This is a genomic window from Thalassobaculum sp. OXR-137, from assembly GCF_034377285.1.
In the GTDB taxonomy this organism is placed as follows: Bacteria; Pseudomonadota; Alphaproteobacteria; order Thalassobaculales; family Thalassobaculaceae; genus Thalassobaculum.
The window spans coordinates 4,265,516-4,290,612 of the sequence record NZ_CP139715.1 but is presented as its reverse complement, the minus strand read 5'-3'; the positions used below and the strand labels follow the sequence as shown (position 1 = coordinate 4,290,612).

The 25,097-nt window shown below is 66.9% G+C and carries 25 protein-coding genes; 18 read left to right on the top strand and 7 right to left on the bottom strand.

Annotated elements, in window-relative coordinates; genetic code table 11:
• The first annotated feature begins 9 nt into the window (after positions 1 to 9).
• The 4 genes from T8K17_RS20050 (at position 10) to T8K17_RS20035 (ending at position 3,217) form a co-directional block, all read left to right on the top strand.
• Complete coding sequence (locus T8K17_RS20050) at positions 10 to 1,035, top strand: NADP-dependent oxidoreductase (protein ID WP_322331500.1); 1,026 nt, start codon at positions 10 to 12, stop codon at positions 1,033 to 1,035.
• The gene (locus T8K17_RS20045; RefSeq protein ID WP_322331499.1) at positions 1,028 to 1,501 is read left to right on the top strand and encodes a MaoC family dehydratase; all 474 of its coding nucleotides are present in this window, start codon (positions 1,028 to 1,030) and stop codon (positions 1,499 to 1,501) included. The genes T8K17_RS20050 and T8K17_RS20045 overlap by 8 nt, the downstream gene beginning before the upstream one ends.
• Positions 1,502 to 1,670: 169 nt before the next feature.
• On the top strand, positions 1,671 to 2,747 hold the full coding sequence (locus tag T8K17_RS20040; RefSeq protein ID WP_322331498.1) for a PAS domain-containing sensor histidine kinase: 1,077 nt from the start codon (positions 1,671 to 1,673) through the stop codon (positions 2,745 to 2,747).
• Between the two features lie 107 nt (positions 2,748 to 2,854).
• Positions 2,855 to 3,217 (top strand): response regulator, encoded by a 363-nt coding sequence (locus T8K17_RS20035; RefSeq protein WP_322331497.1) that lies wholly within the window; start codon positions 2,855 to 2,857, stop codon positions 3,215 to 3,217.
• Between the two features lie 108 nt (positions 3,218 to 3,325).
• On the opposite strand, the gene T8K17_RS20030 is transcribed toward T8K17_RS20035, so the two are convergent.
• Positions 3,326 to 3,523 carry a CsbD family protein gene (locus tag T8K17_RS20030; protein WP_322331496.1) on the bottom strand — a complete coding sequence of 66 codons (198 nt, stop codon included), beginning with the start codon at positions 3,521 to 3,523 and terminating at the stop codon, positions 3,326 to 3,328.
• 232 nt (positions 3,524 to 3,755) lie between these two features.
• On the opposite strand from T8K17_RS20030, the gene T8K17_RS20025 reads away from it, so the two are divergent.
• The gene (locus T8K17_RS20025; protein ID WP_322331495.1) at positions 3,756 to 3,911 is read left to right on the top strand and encodes a hypothetical protein; all 156 of its coding nucleotides are present in this window, start codon (positions 3,756 to 3,758) and stop codon (positions 3,909 to 3,911) included.
• Between the two features lie 104 nt (positions 3,912 to 4,015).
• On the opposite strand, the gene T8K17_RS20020 is transcribed toward T8K17_RS20025, so the two are convergent.
• The gene (locus tag T8K17_RS20020) at positions 4,016 to 5,173 is read right to left on the bottom strand and encodes an NADH:flavin oxidoreductase/NADH oxidase (protein WP_322331494.1); all 1,158 of its coding nucleotides are present in this window, start codon (positions 5,171 to 5,173) and stop codon (positions 4,016 to 4,018) included.
• A 240-nt stretch (positions 5,174 to 5,413) separates the two neighbouring features.
• On the opposite strand from T8K17_RS20020, the gene T8K17_RS20015 reads away from it, so the two are divergent.
• The 7 genes from T8K17_RS20015 to glgA all read left to right on the top strand — a co-directional run bounded on the left by T8K17_RS20015 (position 5,414) and on the right by glgA (position 13,870).
• Positions 5,414 to 6,595, top strand: coding sequence for an acetyl-CoA C-acyltransferase (locus T8K17_RS20015; protein WP_322331493.1), 1,182 nt, complete (start codon positions 5,414 to 5,416; stop codon positions 6,593 to 6,595).
• A 25-nt stretch (positions 6,596 to 6,620) separates the two neighbouring features.
• Positions 6,621 to 7,820, top strand: coding sequence for an acyl-CoA dehydrogenase family protein (locus tag T8K17_RS20010; RefSeq protein ID WP_322331492.1), 1,200 nt, complete (start codon positions 6,621 to 6,623; stop codon positions 7,818 to 7,820).
• Complete coding sequence (locus T8K17_RS20005; protein WP_322331491.1) at positions 7,817 to 8,947, top strand: acyl-CoA dehydrogenase family protein; 1,131 nt, start codon at positions 7,817 to 7,819, stop codon at positions 8,945 to 8,947. Before T8K17_RS20010 ends, T8K17_RS20005 begins: the two co-directional genes overlap by 4 nt.
• A 13-nt stretch (positions 8,948 to 8,960) precedes the next feature.
• Positions 8,961 to 10,166 carry an acyl-CoA dehydrogenase family protein gene (locus T8K17_RS20000; protein ID WP_322331490.1) on the top strand — a complete coding sequence of 402 codons (1,206 nt, stop codon included), beginning with the start codon at positions 8,961 to 8,963 and terminating at the stop codon, positions 10,164 to 10,166.
• 84 nt (positions 10,167 to 10,250) lie between these two features.
• A complete protein-coding gene (locus T8K17_RS19995; RefSeq protein ID WP_322331489.1) occupies positions 10,251 to 10,967 on the top strand; it encodes a tellurite resistance TerB family protein in 717 nt (238 codons plus the stop codon).
• 165 nt (positions 10,968 to 11,132) lie between these two features.
• Positions 11,133 to 12,404 carry a glucose-1-phosphate adenylyltransferase gene (gene glgC, locus T8K17_RS19990; protein ID WP_416153136.1) on the top strand — a complete coding sequence of 424 codons (1,272 nt, stop codon included), beginning with the start codon at positions 11,133 to 11,135 and terminating at the stop codon, positions 12,402 to 12,404.
• A complete protein-coding gene (gene glgA, locus T8K17_RS19985; protein WP_322331487.1) occupies positions 12,401 to 13,870 on the top strand; it encodes a glycogen synthase GlgA in 1,470 nt (489 codons plus the stop codon). The genes glgC and glgA overlap by 4 nt, the downstream gene beginning before the upstream one ends.
• Positions 13,871 to 14,038: 168 nt before the next feature.
• Here glgA and T8K17_RS19980 read toward each other — a convergent pair whose 3' ends face one another.
• Genes T8K17_RS19980 through T8K17_RS19965 form a run of 4 tightly spaced genes read right to left on the bottom strand, consistent with a single transcriptional unit; the run spans position 14,039 to position 17,079 of the window.
• A complete protein-coding gene (locus tag T8K17_RS19980; RefSeq protein WP_322331486.1) occupies positions 14,039 to 14,428 on the bottom strand; it encodes a tautomerase family protein in 390 nt (129 codons plus the stop codon).
• Positions 14,429 to 14,431: 3 nt separating this feature from the next.
• Positions 14,432 to 15,490 (bottom strand): phosphotransferase, encoded by a 1,059-nt coding sequence (locus T8K17_RS19975; RefSeq protein WP_322331485.1) that lies wholly within the window; start codon positions 15,488 to 15,490, stop codon positions 14,432 to 14,434.
• Between the two features lie 10 nt (positions 15,491 to 15,500).
• Positions 15,501 to 16,265, bottom strand: coding sequence for an SDR family oxidoreductase (locus tag T8K17_RS19970; RefSeq protein WP_322331484.1), 765 nt, complete (start codon positions 16,263 to 16,265; stop codon positions 15,501 to 15,503).
• A 34-nt stretch (positions 16,266 to 16,299) separates the two neighbouring features.
• Positions 16,300 to 17,079 carry a glucose 1-dehydrogenase gene (locus tag T8K17_RS19965; protein WP_322331483.1) on the bottom strand — a complete coding sequence of 260 codons (780 nt, stop codon included), beginning with the start codon at positions 17,077 to 17,079 and terminating at the stop codon, positions 16,300 to 16,302.
• Positions 17,080 to 17,276: 197 nt separating this feature from the next.
• Between T8K17_RS19965 and T8K17_RS19960 the strand changes: the two genes are divergently transcribed.
• The 6 genes from T8K17_RS19960 (at position 17,277) to T8K17_RS19935 (ending at position 23,519) form a co-directional block, all read left to right on the top strand.
• The gene (locus T8K17_RS19960; RefSeq protein WP_322331482.1) at positions 17,277 to 18,797 is read left to right on the top strand and encodes an ABC transporter ATP-binding protein; all 1,521 of its coding nucleotides are present in this window, start codon (positions 17,277 to 17,279) and stop codon (positions 18,795 to 18,797) included.
• Positions 18,794 to 19,861, top strand: a complete 1,068-nt coding sequence (locus tag T8K17_RS19955; RefSeq protein WP_322331481.1) for an ABC transporter permease — start codon at positions 18,794 to 18,796, stop codon at positions 19,859 to 19,861. The genes T8K17_RS19960 and T8K17_RS19955 overlap by 4 nt, the downstream gene beginning before the upstream one ends.
• A gap of 10 nt (positions 19,862 to 19,871) precedes the next feature.
• Positions 19,872 to 20,792: an ABC transporter permease gene (locus T8K17_RS19950; RefSeq protein ID WP_322331480.1), complete on the top strand. Its 921-nt coding sequence runs from the start codon at positions 19,872 to 19,874 to the stop codon at positions 20,790 to 20,792.
• Between the two features lie 37 nt (positions 20,793 to 20,829).
• A complete protein-coding gene (locus T8K17_RS19945; protein WP_322331479.1) occupies positions 20,830 to 21,909 on the top strand; it encodes a BMP family ABC transporter substrate-binding protein in 1,080 nt (359 codons plus the stop codon).
• A gap of 281 nt (positions 21,910 to 22,190) precedes the next feature.
• A complete protein-coding gene (locus T8K17_RS19940; protein WP_322331478.1) occupies positions 22,191 to 23,123 on the top strand; it encodes an NAD-dependent epimerase/dehydratase family protein in 933 nt (310 codons plus the stop codon).
• Between the two features lie 57 nt (positions 23,124 to 23,180).
• Complete coding sequence (locus T8K17_RS19935; RefSeq protein ID WP_322331477.1) at positions 23,181 to 23,519, top strand: STAS domain-containing protein; 339 nt, start codon at positions 23,181 to 23,183, stop codon at positions 23,517 to 23,519.
• Between the two features lie 23 nt (positions 23,520 to 23,542).
• Here T8K17_RS19935 and T8K17_RS19930 read toward each other — a convergent pair whose 3' ends face one another.
• Entirely contained in the window at positions 23,543 to 25,090 is a 1,548-nt protein-coding gene (locus T8K17_RS19930) for a SpoIIE family protein phosphatase (RefSeq protein ID WP_322331476.1), read from the bottom strand.
• Positions 25,091 to 25,097 lie beyond the last annotated feature (7 nt).

Genomic DNA, 25,097 nt, shown 5'->3' with positions numbered 1-25,097 from the left:
GATTTCCCCATGAAGACCACCCAGATCCGCCTTGCCTCCCGTCCGAAGGGCGAGCCCGTCGCCGCAGATTTCGAGAAGGTCGAGGTCGATCTTCCCGAGGTCGGGGAGGGGCAGGTGGCGCTGCGTACCATCTACCTGTCGCTCGACCCCTATATGCGCGGGCGGATGAGCGATGCCCGGTCCTACGCCCAGCCGGTGGAGATCGGGGGCGTGATCACCGGCGGCACCGTCTGCCAGGTCGTGCAGTCGCGCTCCGACAAGTTCAAGGAGGGCGATTTCGTGCTCTCCATGTCCGGCTGGCAAAGCGCCGACGTGGTCGACGCCAAGGGCCTGCGCAAACTCGATCCGGCCGACGCGCCGATCTCCACTGCCGTCGGCGTGCTCGGCATGCCGGGGCTGACCGCCTATGTCGGCCTCCTGGACATCGGCCAACCGAAGGAGGGGGAGACCGTCGTGGTCTCTGCGGCTTCCGGTGCGGTCGGCTCGGTCGTCGGCCAGCTCGCCCGGATCAAGGGCGCGCGAGTGGTCGGCGTTGCCGGGTCGCCGGAGAAGGTGGCTTTCGTGAAGGACGAGCTCGGTTTCGACGCATGCGTCTCGCACCGCTCCGACACGCTGAAGGAGGACCTGAAGGCGGCCTGTCCGAACGGCGTGGACGTGTATTTCGAGAATGTCGGCGGGGCGACCCTGGATGCGGCCCTGTCCCTGATGAACCCGTTCGGGCGCATCCCGGTCTGCGGCATGATCTCGCTGTACAACGCCACGTCCCTGGATGGCGGGCCGAGCCGGGCCAGTCTGATGCGGCAGATCCTGACCGACCGGCTGCACATCCAGGGCTTCATCGTCACCGAGCGCTGGGACCGCTTCGGCGCCTTCGTGAAGGAGGTCGGCGGCTATATCCGCTCCGGCGAACTGAAGTATCGCGAGGACATCGTGGAGGGGCTGGAGAACGCGCCCGACACCTTCGTCGGCCTGTTGAAGGGCAAGAATTTCGGCAAGCAGCTGATCCGCGTCTCCGCGGACCCGACCCGTGACTGATCCCCGGAGCTTCGAGACGGTCGAGGCTCTGGAAGCCTGTGTCGGCGAGGAGATCGGGGTCAGCGGCTGGATCGAGATGTCCCAGTCGCGGATCCTGCGCTTCGCCGACGCGACCGACGACCGGCAATGGATCCATCTGGACCAGACCCGGGCTGAGGCCGAATCCCCCTACGGCACGACGATCGCCCACGGCTACCTCACCCTGTCGATGCTGCCCCGCATCACCGCCGAGGTGTTCACCCTGAAACCGCGGGTGGCCGGGATCAACTACGGCCTGGACCGGGTCCGCTTCATCGCGCCGGTCCCGGCCGAAAGCCGGATCCGGGGACGGGTGGTGCTCGACCAGGTGGTGCGCGTAAAGCCGGATACGATCCGGGTGCACATGACCGTCACGGTGGAGACCGACCAAGGCGACAAGCCCGCCTGTGTCGCTTCCGCCATTGCACAGTACATCGTTTCGACCTGACCGAGGCGCCTGGCACGGCCGCTCCTGTCGATCCGTCGGCAGTGAGGGGTCGGGCCGGGATGCTCTCGCAAATCCCCATTAGTGGGTTGATCGATAGGGCCGAGAATGTCAGGCCTTTAGACTGCACGTGTCGTTTTTCGTACGGCAGGGTCGGGGACGGGAGGGATCAATGCAGGAGCACGAGCGCACGACAACGCATACGTGGCGTGTCAGCCCCGATCCCATGTGCATTATCGACCGCAACGGCTGCTTCGTCGCCGTCAACCCGGCCTGGACCCCGATCCTCGGCTGGTCCGAAACGGAGATCATCGGCCGGCCCTATCTTGAGCTGCTGCACGAAGGCGATATCGAACGCTCCATGGCGGCCTTCGAGGAGGTGAAGAGCGGCAACCCGGTGCTGCGGTTCGAGAACCGCTACCGGACCAAGGACGGCGGCTTCCGCTGGTTTTCCTGGGTCGCCGTGCCGGAGGGCGACTATTTCTACTGCGTCGTCCGCGACGTGACCGGCGACAAGGAGCGCGACCAGACGATCGCCGATCAGCGCGACGAGGCGGAACTGAGGGAGCAGTTTCTCGCCATCCTCGGTCACGATCTGCGCAACCCCCTCGCCGCGATCATTTCCGGGACCAGCCTGCTGCTGCGCGAGAAGCAGAGCGAGCGGTCGTTCTTGGTTCTGCAGCACATGCAGGCCAGCGGCATGCGGATGGCCGAACTGATCACCAACATGATGGATTTCGCCCGGGTCCGGCTGGGCGACGGGATCGGTCTGGAGCGGACCTCGATCCCCGATTTCGCCGACAGGGTGTCCAGCATCGTGCAGGAGGTTCAGGCGGCCTTCGTCGGCGCGCTGATCGAGCTGAAGACCGACATCCGCGGCGACGTGTATTGCGACGGACCGCGGACGATGCAGGTGCTCTCCAACCTGCTCGGCAATGCGGTCACCCACGGCGCCAGCAATCAACCGATCACGGTGGATGTCGTATCGTCGGACAGCCGGCTGACGATCTCGGTCTGTAACAAGGGAAAGCCGATCCCCCAGGAGACCCTGAAGACCCTGTTCCAGCCCTTCTTCAAGGGCGACCCCCACTCCAGCCCGCACGGATTGGGTCTCGGCCTCTACATCTCGTCGCAGATCGTCTCCGCCCATGGCGGGGAGATCAGGGTGACCTCCGAGGTGGACACGATCTGCTTCACGGTCGACCTGCCCGTCTCCAAGCCACAGCCTCTCGCCGCGATCCAGGCCTGAAGCGGTCGCGGGCGGTGCCTGCGAAAAAAAAAGCGAACCGCCAAGGGAACCACCGCCACCGTGGATCGTTTAAATTCTTTAGACCGCTCCGCGGCAGAAGGGATTTCATGACGGACGTACGAACCGTGTTGGTCGTCGAAGATGAGCCCCTCGTACGCCTGTCCACCTGTGAGGCCTTCACCGAGGCCGGGTACGACGTGCTCGAAGCCGAGAACGGCGAGCAGGCCGTCGAGATCCTGACCAACGGATCGCAGATCGATCTGGTCTTCACCGATATCCGCCTCGGCGGCGTCCTGAACGGGTGGGATGTGGCCGAGGAGGCGCGGGTCGCCCATGCCGGCGTCCATGTGATCTATGCGTCGGGAAATCCGGTCCGTCCGAAACGCAACGTGAGCGGTAGCCAGTATTTCCAGAAGCCCTACCGGCCCCAGACCATCGTGAACGCCTGCCGCCTTCTCGCGTCGAGATAGCAATCGGCTTCGACCCGGTTGCGGGCGGAAATTCTGAAAGTCTAGGTCCGAAGAACAAAGAAGGCCGCATGTTTCCATGCGGCCTTCCAGTGTATCAGCGCGCGCCGATCAGATGCGGTCGGCCCAGTCGCGCACTTCCTGCTTCGCCTCTTCGCGAGACTTGCCGTACTTGGCCTGAATCAGGCCTTCCAGCTCGGTCTGCTTGCCCTCGACCCTGTCGAGTTCGTCGTTGGTAAGGTCGCCCCACTGCTGCTGCGCCTTACCCTTGAAGGATTTCCAGTTACCTTCGATTTGATCCCAATTCATGGCTTTGCCTCGTATTCGGTGGGGGGTACTGGGAGAACGCAGACCCCCATTTGCCGGTTCCCGAGATGGGTAAGTGACGTAAGTCAATTTTCAGGCAGAGCCGGAACCGGTATCTCAGCCGGTACTCTACAAAGACTTCGACAGCCATCGAGGAATACACACCTGCGGTTGGGAACCTCTGTCGTGACCGCGCGTTTCCAATGTCACACGCAACCGTGCGAGAGACAGATCCATGGCAGACAAGTCGAATCCCCCGGATCATCCGGTAGATCCGTTGCAGCCGGGAACGGTGCCGTTTTCCAGGCCGCCGCGCCCGAAGGCCCCGGACGCCGGCGAAACCGATCACGAAGAGAATCACAAGGACAAGAAGCCGCCGATCGAGCGGTGACCGCGTCCCGAAGGTAAGCCGGAGTGGTGAGCTTCTCCCCGACAGATCCGCTCCGTATCAAGCGCTGGCGTTCCCCCGACGCCAGCGCTTCTTGTTTTTGAGCGTCAGTCGGCCGCCTGCTCGCGGGCATAGGCACGCAGGCCCTTGTCCCATTTCTCCAGCCACCAGGCGTACTGGTGCGGCCATTTCTCGAAATCGGGATCGATGTCGAAATGCTGGGCCGCGTGCAGGGCCCAGAACGGATCGACCAGGGCCTGACGGCCGATGGCCACCAGATCGGCGCGTCCCTCCTGCAGGATCCGCTCCGCCAGTTCCGGCTCGCGGATCAGGCCGACCGCCATGGTCTGGATGCCGACCTCCGTCTTGATACGCTCGGCGAAGGGCACCTGGTAGCCCGGGCCGCGCTTCAGGTTGGCGTTGGTCGCCCCCTTGGGCGAGTTGCCGCCCGAAGAGCAGTCGATCACGTCGACCCCGCGCTCCTTCAGCGCCTTGGCCAGCACAACGCTGTCCTCCATCTCCCAGCCGCCGTCGATGCCGTCGACCGAGGAAATCCGCACGAAGAGGGGCTTGTCCTGCGGCCAGGCCGCGCGCACCGCCTCGGCCACCTCCAGTGGGAAGCGCATCCGCCCCTCCACATCGCCGCCATAGCCGTCGTTGCGGGTATTGGAGAGCGGCGACAGGAAGGTCTGCAGCAGATAGCCGTGGGCCATGTGGATCTCGATCAGCTCGAACCCGGCATCCAGCGCCCGCTTGGCCGCGTCGGCGAAATCCTGGCGGGTCTGCTTCAGGTCGGAGTCGTCCATCATCTTCGGGGTCAGCCAACCGTCGGTCAGGGCCAGGTCCGACGGGCCGTAGGGCTGCCAGAGCTTGTCGCCGTTGGCGATCTCCTTGGGGCCGACCGGGCCGCCGCCCTCCCAGGGGCGCTGGGTGGAGGCCTTGCGCCCGCCATGGCCGATCTGCACGCCCGGCACGGAGCGCTGCTGGCGGATGAAATCGGTGATCGGTCGGAAGGCGTCCACCTGTGCCTGATTGTACAGACCCGGACAGCCGTTGGTGATTCGCCCCGACTCCGACACGCCGGTCGCCTCGACGATCACGGCGCCGGCGCCGCCCATGGCGAACTTGCCGTAATGGACCAGGTGATAGGTGTTCGGTATCCCGTCGACTGCCGAATACTGGTCCATCGGCGAGATGACGATGCGGTTGTTCAGCGTCGTCGACTTGATGGTCAGGGGCTCGAAAAGGAGCGGCGATGCGGTCATGAAGGTCCTCCCGTAGGCAACCGGCCGAAGTCTTTTTGTCGACCGCGAGGAGACCGCCTGGGCGGCGTCCTGGCAAGGGCTGAAGATTGGGATGCAGATCCCCGACCTGGATGAGACGAGTTGCCGCCGGGCGTTGGCATGAGAAAGGTTCCCGTGCCACCGTGCTCCTGCTATCGATGCTAGAACCATATCCCGGCGCCGCTGCCCGGCGCTCAACGGGAATTACAGAGGGAGGGCCTCATGCGTGAGGCGGTCATCGTGTCCACCGCCCGGACACCGATCGGCAAGGCGTTTCGCGGCGCCTTCAACAACACCCACGGCGCGGTTCTCGCCGGCCACGCGATCAGCCACGCGGTCGCCCGCTCCGGGCTCGATCCGGCGGAGATCGAGGACGCGATCATCGGCTGCGGCCTGCCTGAAGGCGCCACCGGCCAGAACATCGCCCGCCTGTCCGCCGTGCGTGCCGGCCTGCCGGTCAGCACCGCCGGCACCACGGTGAACCGGTTCTGCAGCTCCGGTCTGCAGACCATCTCCATGGCCGCCCAGCGGGTGATCGTCGACGGCGTGCCGGCCATGGTCGCCGGCGGCGTGGAGTCGATCAGTCTCACCCAGGCCAACCTGAACAAGGTCCACCTGACCGAAGCCTGGCTCATGGAGCACAAGCCGGCCCTGTGGATGTCGATGATCGAGACCGCCGACATCGTCGCCCAGCGCTACCGCATCAGCCGCGAGGCGCAGGATGCCTATGCCGCCGAGAGCCAGCGCCGCACGGCGGCCGCCCAGGCGGAAGGCCGGGTCACCGAGGAGATCGTGCCGTTGCAGAGCACCATGCTGGTCAAGGACAAGGAGACCGGCGAGGTCAGCGAGAAGACCGTCACCCTGGAGAAGGACGAGGGCAACCGGCCCGGAACGACGGCGGAGGCGCTGGCCGGTCTGGAGCCGGTGCGCGGTCCCGACCAGTTCATCACCGCCGGCAATGCCAGCCAGCTCTCCGATGGTGCTTCGGCCTGCGTGGTGATGGATGCCAAGGCGGCCGAGCGCCGCAACATCGAGCCCCTGGGCATCTATCGCGGCCTGGTCGCCGCCGGCTGCGAGCCGGACGAGATGGGCATCGGCCCGGTCTTCGCCATCCCGCGCCTGCTGGAGCGCGCCGGGCTGAAGATCGACGATATCGACCTGTGGGAGCTGAACGAGGCTTTCGCCAGCCAGGTCATCTACTGCCGCGACAAGCTCGGTATCCCGAACGACAGGCTGAACGTGAACGGCGGTTCGATCTCGATCGGCCACCCCTACGGCATGACCGGCGCGCGGATGGTTGGGCACGCCCTGATCGAGGGCAAGCGGCGCGGCGCGAAATACGTGGTCACCACCATGTGCGTCGGCGGCGGCCAGGGCGTGGCCGGGCTGTTCGAGGTCGCCTGAGAAAGACCAATAGGAGAACAAGGCCATGGACGTGGTTCTGTCACCCGAGGAGGAGGCCTTCCGTCAGGAGGTCCGCGCCTTCCTCGCCGAGAAGCTCCCCGCCGATATCGCCGAGAAGACCGGCAACGGTTTCCGCATTTCCAAGCAGGACCATGTCCGCTGGCAGAAGATCCTGCACGAGAAGGGCTGGATCGCCCCGAACTGGCCAGCCGAGCTTGGCGGCACCGGCTGGACGCCGATGCAGAAGCACATCTTCGACGAGGAATGCGCGCTGGCCGGCGCACCGATGGTGATCCCGTTCGGCGTGACCATGGTGGCGCCGGTGATCATGAAGTTCGGAAACGAGGCGCAGAAAGAGCGCTTCCTGCCGCGCATCCTCAGCTCCGACGACTGGTGGTGCCAGGGCTATTCCGAGCCCGGTTCCGGCTCCGACCTCGCCTCGCTGCGCACCAAGGCTGTGCTGGACGGGGACCATTACGTGGTCAACGGCCAGAAGACCTGGACGACGCTCGCCCAGCACGCCGACTGGATGTTCACCCTGGTGCGGACCCAGGACACCGGCAAGCCGCAGGAGGGGATCACCTTCCTGCTGATCGACATGAAGAGCCCCGGGATCAGCGTCCATCCGATCACCACCCTGGACGGCAGTGCCGAAATCAACAGCGTCTTCCTGGAGGACGTCCGCGTGCCGGTGGAGAACCGGATCGGGGAGGAGGGCAAGGGCTGGACCTACGCCAAGTACCTGCTCGGCCATGAGCGCACGAGCATCGCCGCGGTCGGCCGTTCCAAGGCGCAGCTGCGCAAGCTGAAGGGCATCGCCAAGGTCGAGCTCGCCGGCGGCAAGCCGATCATCGAGGATCCCGATTATGCCCGCCGCCTGGCGCAGATCGAGATCGACCTGCTGTCCTTGGAGAGCCTGGTGCTGCGCACCCTCTACGCCGAGAGCGAGGGCAAGCCGGTGGGGGCGGAGCCGTCCTTCCTGAAGATCAAGGGCACGCAGATCCAGCAGGGCCTGACGGAGCTGCTGATGGAGGCGATCGGCCCCTACGCCGCCCCGTATCAGCCGGAAGCGTTCCGCGACGAGGGCTGGAACGAGGAGCCGGTCGGCCCGGATTACGGCCCGGCCCTGGCGCCGCTGTATTTTAACTGGCGCAAGGCCTCGATCTACGGCGGATCGAACGAGATCCAGAAGAACATCCTGGCGAAGATGGTGCTCGGACTATGAGTTTCACGTTTACCGACGATCAGCGGCAGCTGGCGGACAGCATCGCCCGCTTCCTCGCCGACAAGTACGGCTTCGAGCAGCGCAACAAGATCCGCAAGGGCGACGGCGGCTGGTCGCGGGAGATCTGGGCCGAGTTCGCCGCGCTCGGCTGGCTCGCTCTGCCGATCGCCGAGGAGCATGGCGGGCTGGGCGGTACGACCGTCGATCTCGCGCTGATGATGGAGCAGTTCGGCAAGGCCCTGGTGGTCGAGCCGTTCGTGGCCACCATCGTGCTGGGCGCCGAGATTGTCGCCAAGGCCGATCCGGCGCGGGCCGCTGAGATCCTGCCCCAGGTGGCCGCCGGCGAACATCTGCTGGCCTTCGCCCATAGCGAGCCGAACAGCCGCTACGACCTGCCGCGGGTCTCCACCATGGCGACCCAGGGCGACGAGGGCTGGATCCTCGACGGGCACAAGGCGGTCGTCCTGCATGGCGACAGCGCCGACACCCTGATCGTCTCGGCCCGCACTGGCGGGCGCGACGACGAGCGCGACGGCATCACCCTGTTCCTGGTCCCCGGCGATGCCGAGGGGCTGACCAAGAAGACCTATCCCACCATCGACGGCATGCGCGGCGCCGATCTGGAGTTCGACGGCGTGCGCGTCGGTCCCGACGCGGTGCTCGGCGAGATGGGGCATGCGCTGGACATAGTCGAAGGTGTGGCCGATCGGGCCTGCGTGGCGCTGGCGGCCGAAGGGGTCGGGGCGATGCAGGCGACGGTGGACCTGACCACCGACTACCTGAAGACCCGCACCCAATTCGGCAAGCCGCTCGGCAGCTTCCAGGTGCTGCAGCACCGGGCGGTCGACATGTTGTCGGAGACCCGCTTCGCCCACGCCCTGTGCTACCGCACGGCCGGGCTGATGGACACGGTCGGAGGGGTCGAGCGTGCCCGCGCGGCCTCGATCATCAAGGCCGAGATCGGCCGCGCCGGCAAGATGGTCGGCGAGGAGGCCGTCCAGCTCCATGGCGGCATGGGCATGACCGACGAAATGGCGGTCGGCCACTATTTCAAGCGGCTTCGGCTGATCGACGTGACCTTCGGCAATGCCGGCCATCATCTGAGCCGCATCGTCGGCATGGCGTAAGGGAAGGACCTCCATGATCCCCGAAATGAGCGACAAGGCGGCCGAGCTGCGCAACCGCGTGCAGGCCTTCATGGACGAGCATGTCTATCCGGCCGAGCACGTCTATGAGGAGCAGATCGCCGCCGGCGCCAGCCGCTGGACCGCCCCGCCGATCATGGAGGAGCTGAAGGCCAAGGCGAAGGCCGCCGGGCTGTGGAACATGTTCCTGCCGGAGAGCGACCTCGGGGCGGGCCTGTCGAACCGCGACTACGCCCCGATCTGCGAGGTGATGGGCCGGTCCTCCATGGGCTCGGAGGTGTTCAACTGCTCCGCCCCGGATACCGGCAACATGGAGGTGCTGGTCCGCTACGGCACCGACGAGCAGAAGGCCAAGTGGCTGACCCCGCTGCTGAATGGCGAGATCCGCTCCGCCTTCGCCATGACCGAGCCGGCGGTCGCGTCCTCCGACGCCACCAATATCGAGGCGCAGATCACCCGCGACGGCGACGAGTATGTGATCAACGCCCGCAAGTGGTGGACCTCGGGCGCGCTCGATGAGCGCTGCAAGATCATGATCTTCATGGGCAAGACCGATCCCGATGCGGAGAAGTACCGCCAGCAGTCGATGATCCTGGTGCCGCTCGACACGCCGGGCGTGACGGTGAAGCGGGCGCTGACGGTGTTCGGCTACGACCACGCGCCGCACGGCCATGCGGAGGTGACCTTCGAGAATGCCCGTGTACCGGTGACCAACGTGCTGCTGGGCGAGGGCAGGGGCTTCGAGATCGCGCAGGGCCGCCTCGGCCCGGGGCGCATCCACCACTGCATGCGGCTGATCGGCCAGGCCGAGCGCGCGCTGGAATCGATGAAGGCCCGGGCCCGCTCCCGCGTCGCCTTCGGCAAGCCGCTCTCCGACCAGGGCGCCTTGCGCCACACCATCGCCGAATGCCGCATCGCCATCGACCAGGCCCGCCTGATGGTGCTCTACGCCGCCCACAAGATGGACACGGTCGGCAACAAGGCGGCCCGCCAGGAGATCGCGATGATCAAGGTCATCGCTCCGCGCATGGCCTGCGACGTCATCGACAAGGCGATCCAGGTGCATGGCGGCGGCGGTGTGTCCCAGGACTTCCACCTGGCCCATGCCTATGGCCACAGCCGCGCCCTGCGCTTGGCCGACGGCCCGGACGAGGTGCATCTGGAATCGATCGCCAAGTCGGAGCTGAAGAAGAACGCCTGACCGGCGGCATCCCGCCGCTATTGAAATCCACCGCCCAAATCCCCTTTTCGCCAGTACCGAGATTTATGACGAGGTACTGAGGCGATGGACGTTCAACGGCTGCTGGACGGGTTCCTGGGCAACGGATCCGGCTCGACATCGAAATCCGGGCTCGGCGGGATGGCAGGCGGCCTCGCCGACAAGATGCCCGGCGGGCTGATGGGCGGAGCGGCGGCGGGCGGTCTCGTCGCGGCGCTGCTGAGCTCTAAGAAGGCCCGCAAGCTGGGCGGCAAGGCGCTGACCTATGGCGGTCTCGCGGTCCTGGGCGGCCTCGCCTACAAGGCGTGGAGCGACCACCGCGCCAACCGGCCGGAGGCGGCCGCCACCGACGCGCCCCCGGCGGCGCCGGCCGACAGCGGCTTCGATCCGGCCCGGCTGCGCGACAGCCGCGGCGACGATTTCCGGCTCACCCTCGTTCGCGCCATGGTCAGCGCGTCGCTGGCCGACGGCCATATCGACGAGCGCGAGCAGGCGATGATCGATCAGCAGATCGGCGCGACGGATCTGGCCGAGGACGAGCGCCGCTTCATTTCCGACCAGCTCGACCGGCCGGCCGACCCGATCGCCATCGCGTCCCTCTGCGCCGACGAGCCGCAGGCGACGGAAGTGTATCTGGCCTCTCTCGTGGTGCTGGATCCCGGCATCCCCGGCGATGCCCGGTACCGCCAGCGCCTGGGCGACGCCCTGCGCCTGCCGGACGACCTCCGGCGGCGGCTGGAGCGCGAGGTCGAGGTCCATCTGCGGTCGCCCGAGGCGGTGTAGACACCGCGCTCCGGCTAACCGGCCCCGGGCGGGCGCTGCAAATATGCAAGTGACGCCTGTGATCTCCGGGAACGCGCCCCATTCTTTGTCGGTTAACCATACGACGCGGGAACAGCGTCGGATTATGGTGTCGGACGGTCCGAACCAGCAATGAGGGGGAAAGCTATGGTCCATACTCCGGGGCCCACGCGCCTTGCACAGCAGACCATGGCCTTTGTCCTCGCAGGCGGGCGCGGCAGCCGGCTGATGGAACTGACGGACCGCCGGGCCAAGCCGGCGGTCTATTTCGGCGGCAAGAGTCGGATAATCGACTTCGCGCTCTCCAATGCGGTCAATTCCGGCATCCGCCGCATCGGTGTCGCCACCCAGTACCGCGCCCACAGCCTCATCCGGCATCTGCAGCGCGGCTGGAGCTTCTTCCGGGCGGAGCGCAACGAGTACCTGGACATCCTGCCCGCCTCTCAGCAGTCGGGCGGCGAGAACTGGTATCTGGGCACCGCCGACGCCGTGACCCAGAACATCGACATCATCGACAGCTACGACCCGGAATACGTCGTCATCCTGGCCGGCGACCACATCTACAAGATGGACTACGAGGTAATGCTGATCCAGCACGTGGAGACCGGCGCCGACGTCACGGTGGGCTGCCTGACCCTGGATCGGTCGGAGGCCTCGTCCTTCGGCGTCATGGCGGTGGACGGGCGCTCCCGCATCGTCGACTTCGTGGAGAAGCCGGCCGATCCGCCGCCGCTGCCCGACGATCCGGACAAGGCGCTCGCCAGCATGGGGATCTACGTCTTCAACTGGTCGGTCCTGCGCGAGCTTCTGCTGGAGGATGCGGCCGATCCGACCTCCAGCCACGATTTCGGCAAGGACATCATCCCCTCCGTGGTGAAGGGCGGCTCGGCCTACGCCCATTTCTTCTCCGACAGCTGCGTCATGAGCGGCCTGGAGCCCGCCCCGTACTGGCGCGACGTGGGCACGGTCGACGCGTTCTGGGAGGCGAATATCGACCTCACCGACTTCGTGCCCGGTCTCGACCTGTTCCACGAGGACTGGCCGATCTGGACATACGGCGAGGTCGTTCCCCCGGCGAAGTTCGTGCACAACGAGGACAACCGCCGCGGCCGGGCCGTCAGTTCCATGGTGTCGGGCGGCTGCATAATATCCGGCACGACGATCGAGCGCTCTTTGCTGTTCACCAAGTGCCACACCCATTCCTATTCCGACCTGTTCGAGGTGGTCGCCTTGCCGAAGGTTGTCGTGAACCGCCATGCAAGGCTGAAACGGGTGGTCATCGACCGCGGGGTGGAGATCCCCGAGGGTCTGGTCGTCGGTGAGGATCCCGACGAGGACGCCAAGTGGTTCCGCCGCACCGAGGCGGGGACCTGCCTGATCACAAAACCCATGATCGACCGCTGGATGGCCGCGCGATGAGAATTCTGTTCGTCGCCTCGGAATGCGTTCCGCTGGTGAAGACCGGCGGACTGGCCGATGTGGCTGGCGCGCTGCCCAAGGCCCTGACCCGCAAGGGTGTCGACGTCCGCGTCCTGGTACCGGGCTATACCGGCGTGATGGCGCGGATGGCCGAGGGGAAGGTCGTGTGGCGCGCCGACGACGTGTTCTCGCGGCAGGCGGTGGTGCGCCGCGCGCCGGTGGACGGGCTCGACGTCCTGGCGCTGGATATCCCGGAATTCTACGAGCGCGACGGCCTGTACGTGACCCGGGACGGGGCCGACTGGCCGGACAACCCGGTGCGCTTCGCCTCATTGGCCTGGGTGGCGGCGTCGATTGCCCGCGATGGGCTGGAAGGAGGCTGGCGTCCGGACATCGTCCATGCCCACGACTGGCAGGCCGCCCTGGCTCCGCTCTATCTGAAGGATTGGGGTGTGCCCGACGTCGCCTCCATCCTGACGATCCACAACATGTCCTACCAGGGCATGTGCGGCGCCGATCTGCGCCGCGACCTGAAGCTTCCCGAGGCGGGGTTCGACGCCCAGGGCTATGAGTTCTACGGCCAGGTGAATTTCCTGAAAGCGGGCCTGATCCATTCCGATCTGGTAACCACGGTCAGCCCGACCTATGCCCGCGAGTTGGAGAGCCCCGATTTCGGCTGGGGCCTGGAAGGGGTCCTGGCCGCGCGGCAGGAGCGGGCGATCGGCATCCTGAACGGCATCGATACCGAGATGTGGGATCCGATGACGGATCCGGCGGTGCCGTCCTTCACCACCCGGTCGCTGTCCGGCCGGCGCTCGGCCTGCAAGTCGCTGTTGAACGCCTTCTCGATCGACGCCGACCGGCCCGGGCCGCTCTTCGCCGTCGTCAGCCGCCTGACCGACCAGAAGGGCCTGGACCTGCTGCTCGGAATCCTGCCGGACATGCTGCGCAACGGCGGCTCCCTGGTGCTGCTGGGCAGCGGCGACCGTAGATTAGAGGAGGCGTTCCAGACCGCTGCCCGCGACCATGAGGGCTCGGTCGGGGTGCGCATCGGTTACGACGAGGATCTGGCGCATCGGATCTATGCCGGGGCCGACGCGATCCTGGTGCCGTCTCGGTTCGAGCCCTGCGGGCTGACCCAGATGTATGCGATGCGCTATGGCGCGTTGCCGGTGGTGGCGCGGACCGGCGGTCTGGCGGACACGATCATCGACGCGAACTCGGCGGCGATCAGCGCCGGGGTGGCCACCGGCTTTCAGTTCGAGCCGGGATCGCGCGAGGCGTTCGCGAACGCCATCGCCAAGGTCTTCGCGGTGTTCTCCGAGCCGGGGCTGTGGCGCCAGATGCAGCGCAACGCCATGCGCCACCCGGTCGGCTGGGACGGCCCGGCGGAGCGCTATGTCGACCTCTATGCAAGGCTGATGGCGGCGAAGGAGGGGCAGCGGCGATTCAGCGCGACGATGTGAGAGCGCGCGACGCTCTCTCTCTCTCCAAACCCAACGTCACTCCCCGGCCTCGTGCTGGGGCGATCGGATGAGCCAGGGGTGGAACTCGCCGGATACCACGAAGCGCATGGGATTGCCCCGGAACAAGTCCGGGAAGTGGTATGAGGGGAAGGGAGGAGAAACCTTCTCCTACGTCTGCACCTTGTAGTTCAGCGCCAGCTCGTCGCCGATCTTGCCGCGGATGCCCCAATTGGCCATCGGCGTCTCGATGATCGTGATCTCGACCGCCTCCACCGGAATGCCGGCGGCTTCCGGCACCGCCTGCATCAGCCCGCGCAGGCAGGCGCGTTTGGCGGCGTCGCTGCGACCCTCGAACATCAGGATCTCGATCACCGTATAGCCGTCGCCCCGGTCGGCGGGTTGGATGAAATCGGCATCGTCCAGGGCGATGAACCGGTGGAACCGCTTGTCCTCCGGCAGCCCCAGCGCCGCCATCATCACCCCGTGGATCGCGTCGGACAGGGCCTGGCGGTGGCGGTCGATGAAGGCGCGCCGGGCGTGGATCTTGATCTGGGCCATGGATCAGGCGCCCCGGCTGGCGATGGCCCAGCCGATCTCCGCCAGGCGCGGCGCCTTGGCCCCGACTTCCAGCGCATTGGCCGAGCTGGCATTGCCCTTGAGCCCGCGGAAATAGACGCCCTGGCAGATCGCCGCCAGCCGGAAGAAGGAGAGGGCAAAGAAGTACCGCATGTCCGGCATCGCATCCCGCCCGGTGCGCTGGCGGTATTTTTCCAGGTATTCCGCCTCGGCCGGGATGCCCATGGCCTCCAGGTCGAGGCCGACCATGCCCTTCAGCGCCTTCTCTTCGTGGACCATGTGATAGGGCATGCAGGTATAGGCGACATCCGCCAGCGGATGGCCGAGCGTCGCCAGTTCCCAGTCGAGCACGGCGATCACCCGCGGCTCCGTCGGGTGCAGCATCATGTTGGGGAGGCGGAAGTCGCCATGGGCGATGGCCACCTCGTCCGGCACGCCGGGATGGACGTTCAGCCACTCGGTCAGCCGGTCCATGTCCGGCATCGGGTCGGTCTTTGTGGCTTCGAACTGCTTGGTCCAGCGCGCGATCTGGCGGCCGCAGTAATTCGCCGGCCGACCGAAGTCCCCCAGCCCCACCGCCTCGACATCGACGGTGTGCAGCTTGGCCAGGGCGGCGTTGGCGCTGTCCCAGATCGCTGCGCGCTCCTCCGGACTGTAGCCCTCATCGAGCGAGGGCTCGTCCGGGATGCGGCCGTCCAGGAAATCCATGACGTAGAACGCCGTGCCGATCACCGACGCATCCTCGCAGAGATGTCGCATGACCGGCACCGGCACGTCGGTCTGCGCCAGGGCCGCCATGACCCGGTACTCGCGCTCCACCATATGGGCCGAGGGCAGGAGGTCTCCCGGCGGCTTCTTGCGCAGCACGTAGGACGCGTTGCCGTCGGCGGTGTCGAGGCGGAAGGTCGGGTTGGACTGGCCGCCCTGGAACTGCCGCACGGTCAGGCCGGAGGCCGCGCCGTCGAGCCCCTGATCCGCCAGGTAGCGGGCCAGCCCCGCCTCGTCGAAGCGGTGGGCGTCGGTGACCGGGCCGAGATTCGTCATGCCGATCCCCTCAGGACGGATCGCCGATGGTCCGCCCGCCATCGGCGACGATGGTCTGGCCGGTCACGAAGCGGGCGCCGTCGGAGGCGAGATAGGTCGCCAGCCAGCCGATATCCTCGGGCTCGCCGATCCGCTGCAGGGGCGTGACGTTCTCCATGATGGTGCGACGCTTGTCGTCCTCCCACAGGGCGCGGGCGAAGTCGGTGCGGATCAGGCCCGGGGCGATGGCGTTGACCCGGATGTTCTTCGGCCCCCATTCGACGGCGAGGTTGCGCACGAGCTGCTGCTCGGCCGCCTTGGAGATGCCGTAGATGCCAAGCTTGCGGTTGCCGTACATGGAGGCGATGGAGGAGATCAGGATCACCGCCCCGTCGCCGCGTTCGGCCATTTCCGGCAGCACCATGTTGCAGAGCCAGAACGCGCTCTTCACGTTGGTGTCCATGATCTTGTCATAGGCGTCGTCCGACACCTCCGACATCGGGCCGAAGACCGGGTTGGTGGCGGCGTTGCAGACCAGCACGTCGATCTTGCCGAAGGCCTTGCGGCTGCCGTCGACCAGCGCCTGCAGTTCTTCCTTGCGGCCGATGTTGCAGGGGATCGCCACGGCCTCGCCGCCGGCCGCCTTGATCTCCTCGGCGACCGCCGTGCAGGCGTCGGCCTTGCGCGACGAGATCACCACCTTGGCACCCTGTTTCACCATGCATTCGGCGATGGATTTGCCGATGCCGCGGGACGAGCCGGTGATCAGCGCCACCTTGCCGGTCAGATCGAACATATGCGTGTCTCCTCCAGAAGAAATCGGCCGGGCGTCACATCGCGCAGATGCCGCCATCGACCGTCAGCTCGGTGCCGGTGACGAAGGCGCTGTCGTCGCTCGCCAGATACAGGACCGCGCCGGCCACATCGGCGGGCGCGCCCATGCGGCCCAGCGGGGCGGCGGCGACGATCGCCTGGCGCAGGCGCTCGGGGTTGTGGTGCCCGTCGACCATGCGGTCGACCATCGGCGTGTCGGTATAGGACGGGTGCACCGAGTTGCAGCGGATGCCGTAGCCCTTCTTGGCGCAGTGCAGGGCGATCGACTTGGTCAGCAGCCGCACGGCCCCCTTGGAGGCGGAATAGACCGGGATCGCCGGGGCGCCGACCAGGCCGGCGATGCTCGACATGTTGACGATGGACCCGCCCGTCGGGGCCGCGTTCGCCTTCATTGCCGCCACGCCGTATTTGCAGCCCAGAAAGACGCCCTTGCCGTTGATGTCCATCACCCGGTCCCAGTCGTCGACCGACGCGTCCTCGATCGACCCGCCCGAGCCGCCGGTGCCGGCATTGTTCACGAGCACGTCCAGCCGGCCGTGGCGGTCCAAGAGCTCTGTGGTGACCCGCTGCCAGCCGTCCTCGTCGCGCACGTCCAGCAAAGAGAAGGTCGCGCCGATCTCGGAGGCGGCCGCGTTGCCGCGCTCGGCATCGATATCGGCGATGGTGACGGTCGCCCCCTGGTCGAGGAAGATCTCGGCGATCGACCGGCCGATTCCCGACGCGCCGCCGGTGATGAGCGCGGTCTTTCCTGCAAGCCTGTCCCTGCCGGCCGCCATGCGTTTCTCCCTGTGGTCGATCGTTCCGTCGTGGGCCCGTCTGGCGCGGGCTCGGTTGGCCGCAGTCTAGGACACGTCATCCGGGCGACGCATCCCCAAAGGTTCAGCGTGCGCTGCAACAAGATGCTCGACTCCGGCGCTGCCAGCCTCTACCCAGGAGGATCGATACGCGATCTACCCGGCGGGGGCAGGGCCGAATGAGCGACTTCCTTCTGGAGGCCGTCCATATCACCAAGAAATTCGGCGAGTTCGCCGCCAATGACGACGTGACTCTGCGCCTGAGGCCCGGCGCGATCCACGCGCTGCTGGGCGAGAACGGTGCCGGTAAATCCACCCTGGTCAAGATGATGTACGGCGCCCTGCAACCGAGCGAGGGCGAGTTGCGCTGGCGCGGGGCCCCGGTGCGCATCGCCAATCCCGCCGCCGCCCGGGCGCTCGGCATCGGCATGGTGTTCCAGCACTTCTCCCTGTTCGAGGCGCTGACGGTCACGGAGAACATCGCGCTCGCCCTGCCGGGCAGCGCCGACATGAAGGAACTGGCCGCGCGGATCGCTTCGGTGTCGCGGGAATACGGCCTTCCGCTGGAACCGGATGCGCTGGTCGCGGACCTGTCGGTCGGCCAGCGCCAGCGGATCGAGATCGTGCGCTGCCTGCTGCAGGAGCCGGCTCTGCTGATCATGGACGAGCCGACGGCGGTGCTCACCCCCCAGGAGGCCGACCAGCTCTTCGTCACCCTGCGCCGGCTGGCCTCGGAGGGCTGCGCCATCCTCTACATCTCCCACCGGCTGGAGGAGGTGAAGGCGCTGTGCCACGAGGCGACGATCCTGCGCCGGGGCAAGGTGGTCGCCACCGTCGATCCGCGGCAGGAAACCGCCGCCTCGCTCGCCCGGCACATGGTCGGGGTCGACGTGGCCGTGGTCTCGACCCGCTCAGGCGCGGTGTCCGGAGAGCCTATCCTGACCCTCGACCATGTCTCGCTGCCGGCGGACGGACCGTTCGGCACCGCCCTGCGCGACGTGTCGCTGCGGATCGGCGCCGGCGAGATCGTCGCCATCGCCGGGGTCGCCGGCAACGGCCAGTCCGAACTGTTCGATGCGGTCAGCGGCGAGCGGGTGGAGGGGCTGACCGGCGCCATCACCATCGCCGGCCAGGTCTGTGCGGCGCGGGGGATCAAGGCGCGCCGGGCACTGGGTGCCGCCTTCGTGCCGGAGGAGCGGCTGGGGCACGGCGCGGTGCCGGACTTCCCGCTGTCGCAGAACGTGATCCTGACCCGCTTCGCCGTGGATGACGGCATGGTGCGGCGCGGGCTGGTCAATCTCGGCATGGCCGGCGACGTGGCCGGGCGGGTGGCCGGCGCCTTCGACGTGCGCACCTACCATTCGGACCCGGAGGCGAGGTCGCTGTCCGGCGGCAACCTGCAGAAATTCGTGATCGGCCGCGAGCTCGACCGCAAGCCGCGGCTGCTGGTGGTCAACCAGCCGACCTGGGGCGTGGACGCCGGGGCGGCTGCGGTGATCCGTCAGGCGCTGATCGATCTGGCGGAGGAGGGCTCGGCGGTGCTGGTGATCAGCCAGGACCTGGACGAGATCTTCGCCATCGCCGACCGCATCGCCGTGATCTCCCGTGGCGAGCTGTCAGAGGCCCGGCCGACCGCAAGCCTCGACCGCGAGGCGATCGGCCTGCTGATGGCCGGCGCCCACGAGAGGGCGGCGTCATGAGGCTGGTGCTGGAGAGACGGGCCGAGCGCTCCAAGCTGATGACCTGGCTGTCGCCGCTGCTCGCCGTGGCGCTGACCCTGGCGACCGGCGCGGTGATCTTCTCGCTGATGGGGCTCGACCCGGTCCATGCGCTCTACGTCTATTTCCTGGAACCGGTGCTCTGGTGGTGGTCGCTGGAGGAACTGGTGGTCAAGGCCGCACCTCTGGTGATGATCGGCGTCGGGCTCGCCATCTGCTTCCGGGCCAATGTCTGGAACATCGGGGCGGAGGGCCAGCTCACCATCGGCGCGCTGTTCGGCTCGGCCCTGCCGATCCTGTGGCACGAGTTCCAGAGCTTCCCGGTCATGGTGCTGATGCTGGCCATGGGCGCGCTGGGCGGCGCGCTCTACGCCGCGATCCCGGCCTTCCTGCGCACCCGGTTCGGCACCAACGAGATCCTGACCAGCCTGATGCTGGTCTATGTCGCCCAGCTCATCGCCGACTGGTTCATCCGCGGCCCTTGGCGCGACCCGCAGGGCTTCAACTTCCCGAAATCGGTGCAGTTCGATGGCTGGCAGCTTCTGCCGACCCTGGGCGACGGCCGCATCCATCTGGGCGCCGGGCTGGCCCTGGTGGCGGTGGCAGTGCTCTACGTGGTCATGTCGCGCACTCTGAAGGGCTTTGAGGTGCGGGTGGTGGGCACGGCACCGCGGGCGGGCACCTTCGCCGGCTTCTCCTCCAAGCGCATGGTGTGGTTCTGTCTGCTGCTGTCGGGCGGGCTGGCCGGGCTCGCCGGCATCTGCGAGGTGGCCGGGCCGAGCGGGCATCTGCAGCCGTCCATCTCTCCCGGCTACGGCTTCACCGCCATCATCGTCGCCTTTCTCGGCCGCCTGAACCCGGTCGGCGTTCTGGTCGCCGGCATCATGCTGGGCATCAGCTATCTCGGCGGCGAGGCGGCACAGATCGACCTCGGCATCTCCGACAAGACCGCCCAGGTGTTCCAGGGCATCCTGCTGTTCTTCGTCCTGGCCTGCGACACGCTGATCCTCTACCGGATTCGCCTGCTGCGCCCGCAAACGACATGAGGGCGGGGCGATGACGGGTCTGGAAGCGGTCATCCTGACGATCATCACGGCCTCCACGCCGCTGCTGCTGGCCGCCATCGGCGAGCTGGTGGTGGAGCGTTCCGGCGTTCTGAACCTGGGCGTGGAAGGGATGATGGTGGTCGGGGCGGTCTGCGGATTCGCCGCCGCCTACACGACCGGCTCGCCCTATCTCGGGGTGCTTGCAGGAGTTCTGGCCGGGATGGCCATGTCTTTGCTGTTCGGCTTCCTGACCCAGACGCTGGCCACGAATCAGGTCGCTTCCGGCCTGGCCCTGACCCTGCTCGGTCTCGGCCTGTCCGGGCTGATCGGGGAAAGCTTCACCGGCCTGCCGGGGGTGAAGCTGCAGCCGCTGGACATCCCGGTGCTGAGCGACATCCCGTTCCTGGGGCCGATCCTGTTCGGCCAGGACGTGCTGGTCTACGCCTCCTTCGCCCTGGTCGCCGGCGTCTCCTATGTGATGACCCGGACCCGCACCGGGCTGATCATCCGGGCGGTCGGCGACAACCACCATTCGGCCCATGCGCTCGGCTACAACGTGATCGCGGTGCGCTACGGCTGCATCCTGTTCGGCGGCGCCTGTGCCGGGCTGGCGGGCGCCTATCTCTCGCTCGCCTACACGCCGCAATGGGTGGAGAACATGACCTCCGGGCGCGGCTGGATCGCGCTCGCCCTCGTGGTTTTCGCCACCTGGATCGCTCGACGGGTGCTGATCGGCGCCTATCTGTTTGGCGCGGTCTGGATCATGGGGCTGTACGCCCAGGCCCTGGGGATCGGCATCCCGTCCCAGGTCTTGTCGTCCTTCCCCTATCTGATAACCATTCTGGTGCTGGTCCTGATCTCGCGGAACAGGACGCTGACCAAGATCAATACACCGGCGTGCATCGGCCAGACCTTCGTGCCGGACCGGTGAGACTGCCATCCCGAGAACAGGACAGGAGACGGGGACAATGAGGAAGATAGTCAAGCTCGCGGTCGTCGCCGCGATGCTCGCCGCCGGGGCTTTTGCCGCCGCGCCGGCCAGCGCGGCCGATCCGCTCAAGGTCGGATTCATCTATGTCGGCCCGATCGGCGATCACGGCTGGTCCTACCAGCACGACCAGGGCCGTCTCGCCATCGAGAAGGAGTTCGGCGACAAGGTCGAGACGGTCTACGTGGAGAAGGTGGCCGAGGGCCCGGATGCCGAGCGGGCGATCACCCGTCTGGCGCGTCAGGGCGCCGGCCTGATCTTCACCACCTCCTTCGGCTTCATGGAGCAGACGCTGGCCGTCGCCAAGAAGTTCCCGGAGATCAAGTTCGAGCACGCCACCGGCTACAAGCAGGCCGACAACCTGGCCACCTATTCGGCCCGGTTCTACGAGGGCCGCTACGTGATCGGCCAGATCGCCGCCAAGATGTCGAAGAGCGGCGTCGCCGGCTATGTCGCCTCGTTCCCGATTCCCGAGGTGGTCCGCGGCATCAACGCCTTCCTGCTGGGCGCCCAGTCGGTCAATCCGGACTTCAAGCTGAAAGTCGTGTGGGTGAATTCCTGGTTCGATCCGGGCAAGGAAGCCGATGCCGCCAAGATCCTGATCGGCCAGGGTGCCGACATCATCACCCAGCACACCGATTCTACGGCGCCGCTGCAGATCGCCGAGGAGCAGGGCGTGGTCGGCTTCGGCCAGGCCTCCGACATGATCAAGTTCGCGCCGAAGGCCCAGCTCACCGCGATCGTGGACGACTGGTCGGCGTATTATATCGAGCGGACCAAGGCGGTGCTCGACGGTACCTGGAAATCCGGTGACGTCTGGGGCGGCATGGGCGCCAAGATGGTCGTCATGGCCGACTACACGAACATGCCGGACGACGTGAAGGCGATGGCGCAGGAGACCGAGGCCAAGATCACCTCCGGCGCGTTCCATCCGTTCACCGGCCCGATCTACAAGCAGGACGGCACGCTCGCGGTGGAAGAGGGCAAGACCCTCGACGACGGCACCCTGCTGGGCATGAACTGGTACGTGCGCGGCATTGACGACAGCCTGCCGCAGTAAGTCTGCCGCAATCCTGCCAGCCTTCAGGGCTGCTGGAACGACCCCTCTCCGGGCGACCGGGGAGGGGTTTCGTGTTTCCGGGTTCAGGGGCGGCGCTTGGGGTCCACCGCTCTTGCGCGAACAGGGTTCCGGGGAAACTCCGCCATGGCTGCAGGCTGCAAGAATCTTTGTGAAATTTAACAAATATTAAGTCGTTTTGTTGTTTTCTGCGGTCGCACACGGCGTCGATCAGTGTGAAGTTTGCATAAGTATCAACTTGTTCCCACCGACTGGAGCGATACGTGAGGATCCTGGTAACAGGGGGATGCGGGTTCATCGGCAGCCATGTCGTCGATGCCCTTCTGGCCGCCGGGCACGAGCCGGTTGTCCTCGACGACCTGTCCACGGGCAGGCGCGCGAACGTGCCGTCCGGGGTCGAGATCGTCGAAGGCTCGGTGGAGGATTCCGACGCGGTCGCCCAGGCGATCCACGGCTGCGGCGCGGTGGTGCATCTGGCGGCGATCGCTTCGGTCCAGAAATGCAATGAGACCTGGGCCGAGAGCCACGCGGTCAACGTCACCGGCACGGTGAAGGTGCTGGAGGCGGCACGGGACGCCGGCCGGATCCCGGTGGTCTATGCCTCCTCGGCCGCGATCTACGGCGACAACGCCAACACCCCGCTTTCCGAGAGGGAGGCGCCGGCGCCGCTCACCGCCTACGGGGTCGACAAATACGGCTCCGAGCTGCATGCCGGGGTGGCGGGGCGGATTCACGGGGTGCCGAGCTTCGGGCTGCGGTTCTTCAATGTGTTCGGTCCGCGCCAGGATCCCTCGTCGCCCTATTCCGGGGTGATCTCGATCTTCGCCTCGCGCTTCGCCAAGGGGCAGGGGGTCAGCATCCATGGCGACGGCGGGCAGGTCCGCGACTTCGTCTATGTCGGCGACGTGGTGGCGCACATCCTGGCGGCGCTGAAGGCGGCCGATACCACGGCACCCGTTGCGAATGTCTGCACCGGCGCGCCGACAACCGTTCTCGGCCTCGCCGAGACGCTGCGGGCGATGACCGGAAACCGGGGCGATATCGTCTTCGGGCCGGCGCGCGCCGGCGACATTCGAGTGTCGATCGGCGATCCGGCAGTGGCGGTCCGCCGTATGGGTATACGGGCGGACGTGAGTCTTGAGGAGGGTTTGCGGCGTCTGCTCAGCGCGGATTACGCCGTGGACCTTCCGCACTAGGACATGATGGAAAGGCGGCTCGATATGCGAGCGACATTGGCACAGACGGGGGTTGAAATGGGCTACACCATCGAACGGGCGGACAGCCATTCGGTGATCGCCTTCGACGGAGACCTGGATTCGGCCGAGGTGCAGATGGCGCGCGGCGAGGTCGAGGCCCTGATCGGTGAAGGCAAGCCCCTGGTTTTCGACCTGAGCCGCGTCGAATTCATCGACAGTTCCGGGATCGGCCTGATCGTCCACGCCTTTCGCGCCCTGAGCGCCAAGCGTTCCAAGGTGGCGGTCTGCGGTGCCACCGACCAGCCGCTCGAACTGCTGAAGGCCACTCAGCTCGACCGTTTCATGGCGTTTTTCGACTCGCCCCGGGAAGCGCGCGAGGCCGTCGGCGCGGCGTGACCCGCGCTCTGGTCTGTTAAGCTCTAGCGCCGGCCGATCGCGATCAGGCTGGTGTCGTCCTCCAGGACGCGCGTCGTGCCGATGTGGTCGCGCAGCACCGCCGCCGGCATGTCGAAAACCGGCGTCTCCCCATGCCGCAGCAACAGGTCGAACAGACGCTCGCCGGCCGCGGCGGGGTTCCGGCGCACCGCGGCGACCTCCGACAGACCGTCGGTATAGAGCAGCAGGCGGCTGCCCTTCTCCAGCGTCAGGTGCATGGTCGGAAAGGGGAGGTCCTGTTCCAGGGCCGGAAGCGGGCCGCTGATCTCCGCCCAGCGCGCGGTCGTGCCGCTGACCACGATCGGGAACGGGTGGCCGGCCGAGCAGATCTCGATCCCCCCCTGCGCATCGAGCGCCACGAGCTGGATCGACACGATGGTCCGCTCGAAGGTGGGATCGGCGAACAGGCTGTTGGAGAGCTGGGTCATCAGCTCGTCGATACCGGGCTCGCCGTCGGCGCCGAGAATCACCGAGCGGAAATAGGCGGCCACCCCGTGGGCGAAGAACCGGGCCGCCAGCCCGTGCCCCATGACGTCGGCCAGCAGGACGATCAGACGTCCGCCCACCATGCCCGACTGGATCAGGTCGCCGCCGCCCAGGCTCGCGGTCTCCCCGGCGAATCCGAGATCGAACCCTTCGAACCGCTTCGGCAGATTGGGTCGCAGTCCCTCCGTGAGATCCTTGGCCGATTTCGCGATCAGCGCCTCGCGGACCTTGCGCGACCGGGTGATCAGCCGGCGGGCGATGCGCAGCAGGACCGGCGGGTCGATCGGCTTGGGAACGAAGTCGTCGATCCCCAGGTCGCTGGCCTCCGCCATCGTGCGGTCGTCCCCGTGGGCCGACAGGAAGACGAAGGGGACGATGTCGGTCTCGATATCGCGTGCCAGCTCCTTGCGCAGCTCGATCCCGTTCATTTCCGGCAGGCCGATATCGGACAGGATCAGGTCCGGCGGATAGCTGCGGATCAGCCGCAGGGCCTGGCCCGGCAGCTCGAAGTCGAAGACTCGGAAACTTTGCCGCAGGATCGACTTGAGGAGCTGGCGGGTCAGCGGCTCGTCCTCGATCACCACGATCACCGGCCGGGTGATGAACTCGGCGCGGGGCGGGAAGCAGAGCGACAGTCTGTTCGGGCGGGTCAGGCCGTTGCCGGCATCGTAGTCGTAATCGGCGAAGCGGGTGCCGATGAACTTCATGCCCATGCCGTGGGTGCGCGGTCCTTTGCGGCGGTCGGCGAAGGTCGCCAGCGCCAGATAGGCGTCGAAATTCTGGAACGCGCCGCCGTCGTCGAAGATCTCCAGCGCCCAGACCGCGCCGTCGTTATGCAGGTGAACCTTGATTTCGGTCGGCGCCGGCGCCCCGTGCTTGAGCAGGTTGGTGGTGTGCTCCTGCAGGGCGAGCTGCAGGTCCTGCACCAGCCGGCGCGGGATGTCGGAACTGGCCAGAGCGTCCTTGAGCCCGTGGCGGAGGATGCGCAGCGAGGCGAGATCGGGGTCGCGGATGACGGACTCGAAGACGGGGATGCCCCGGCGCATGGCGGAC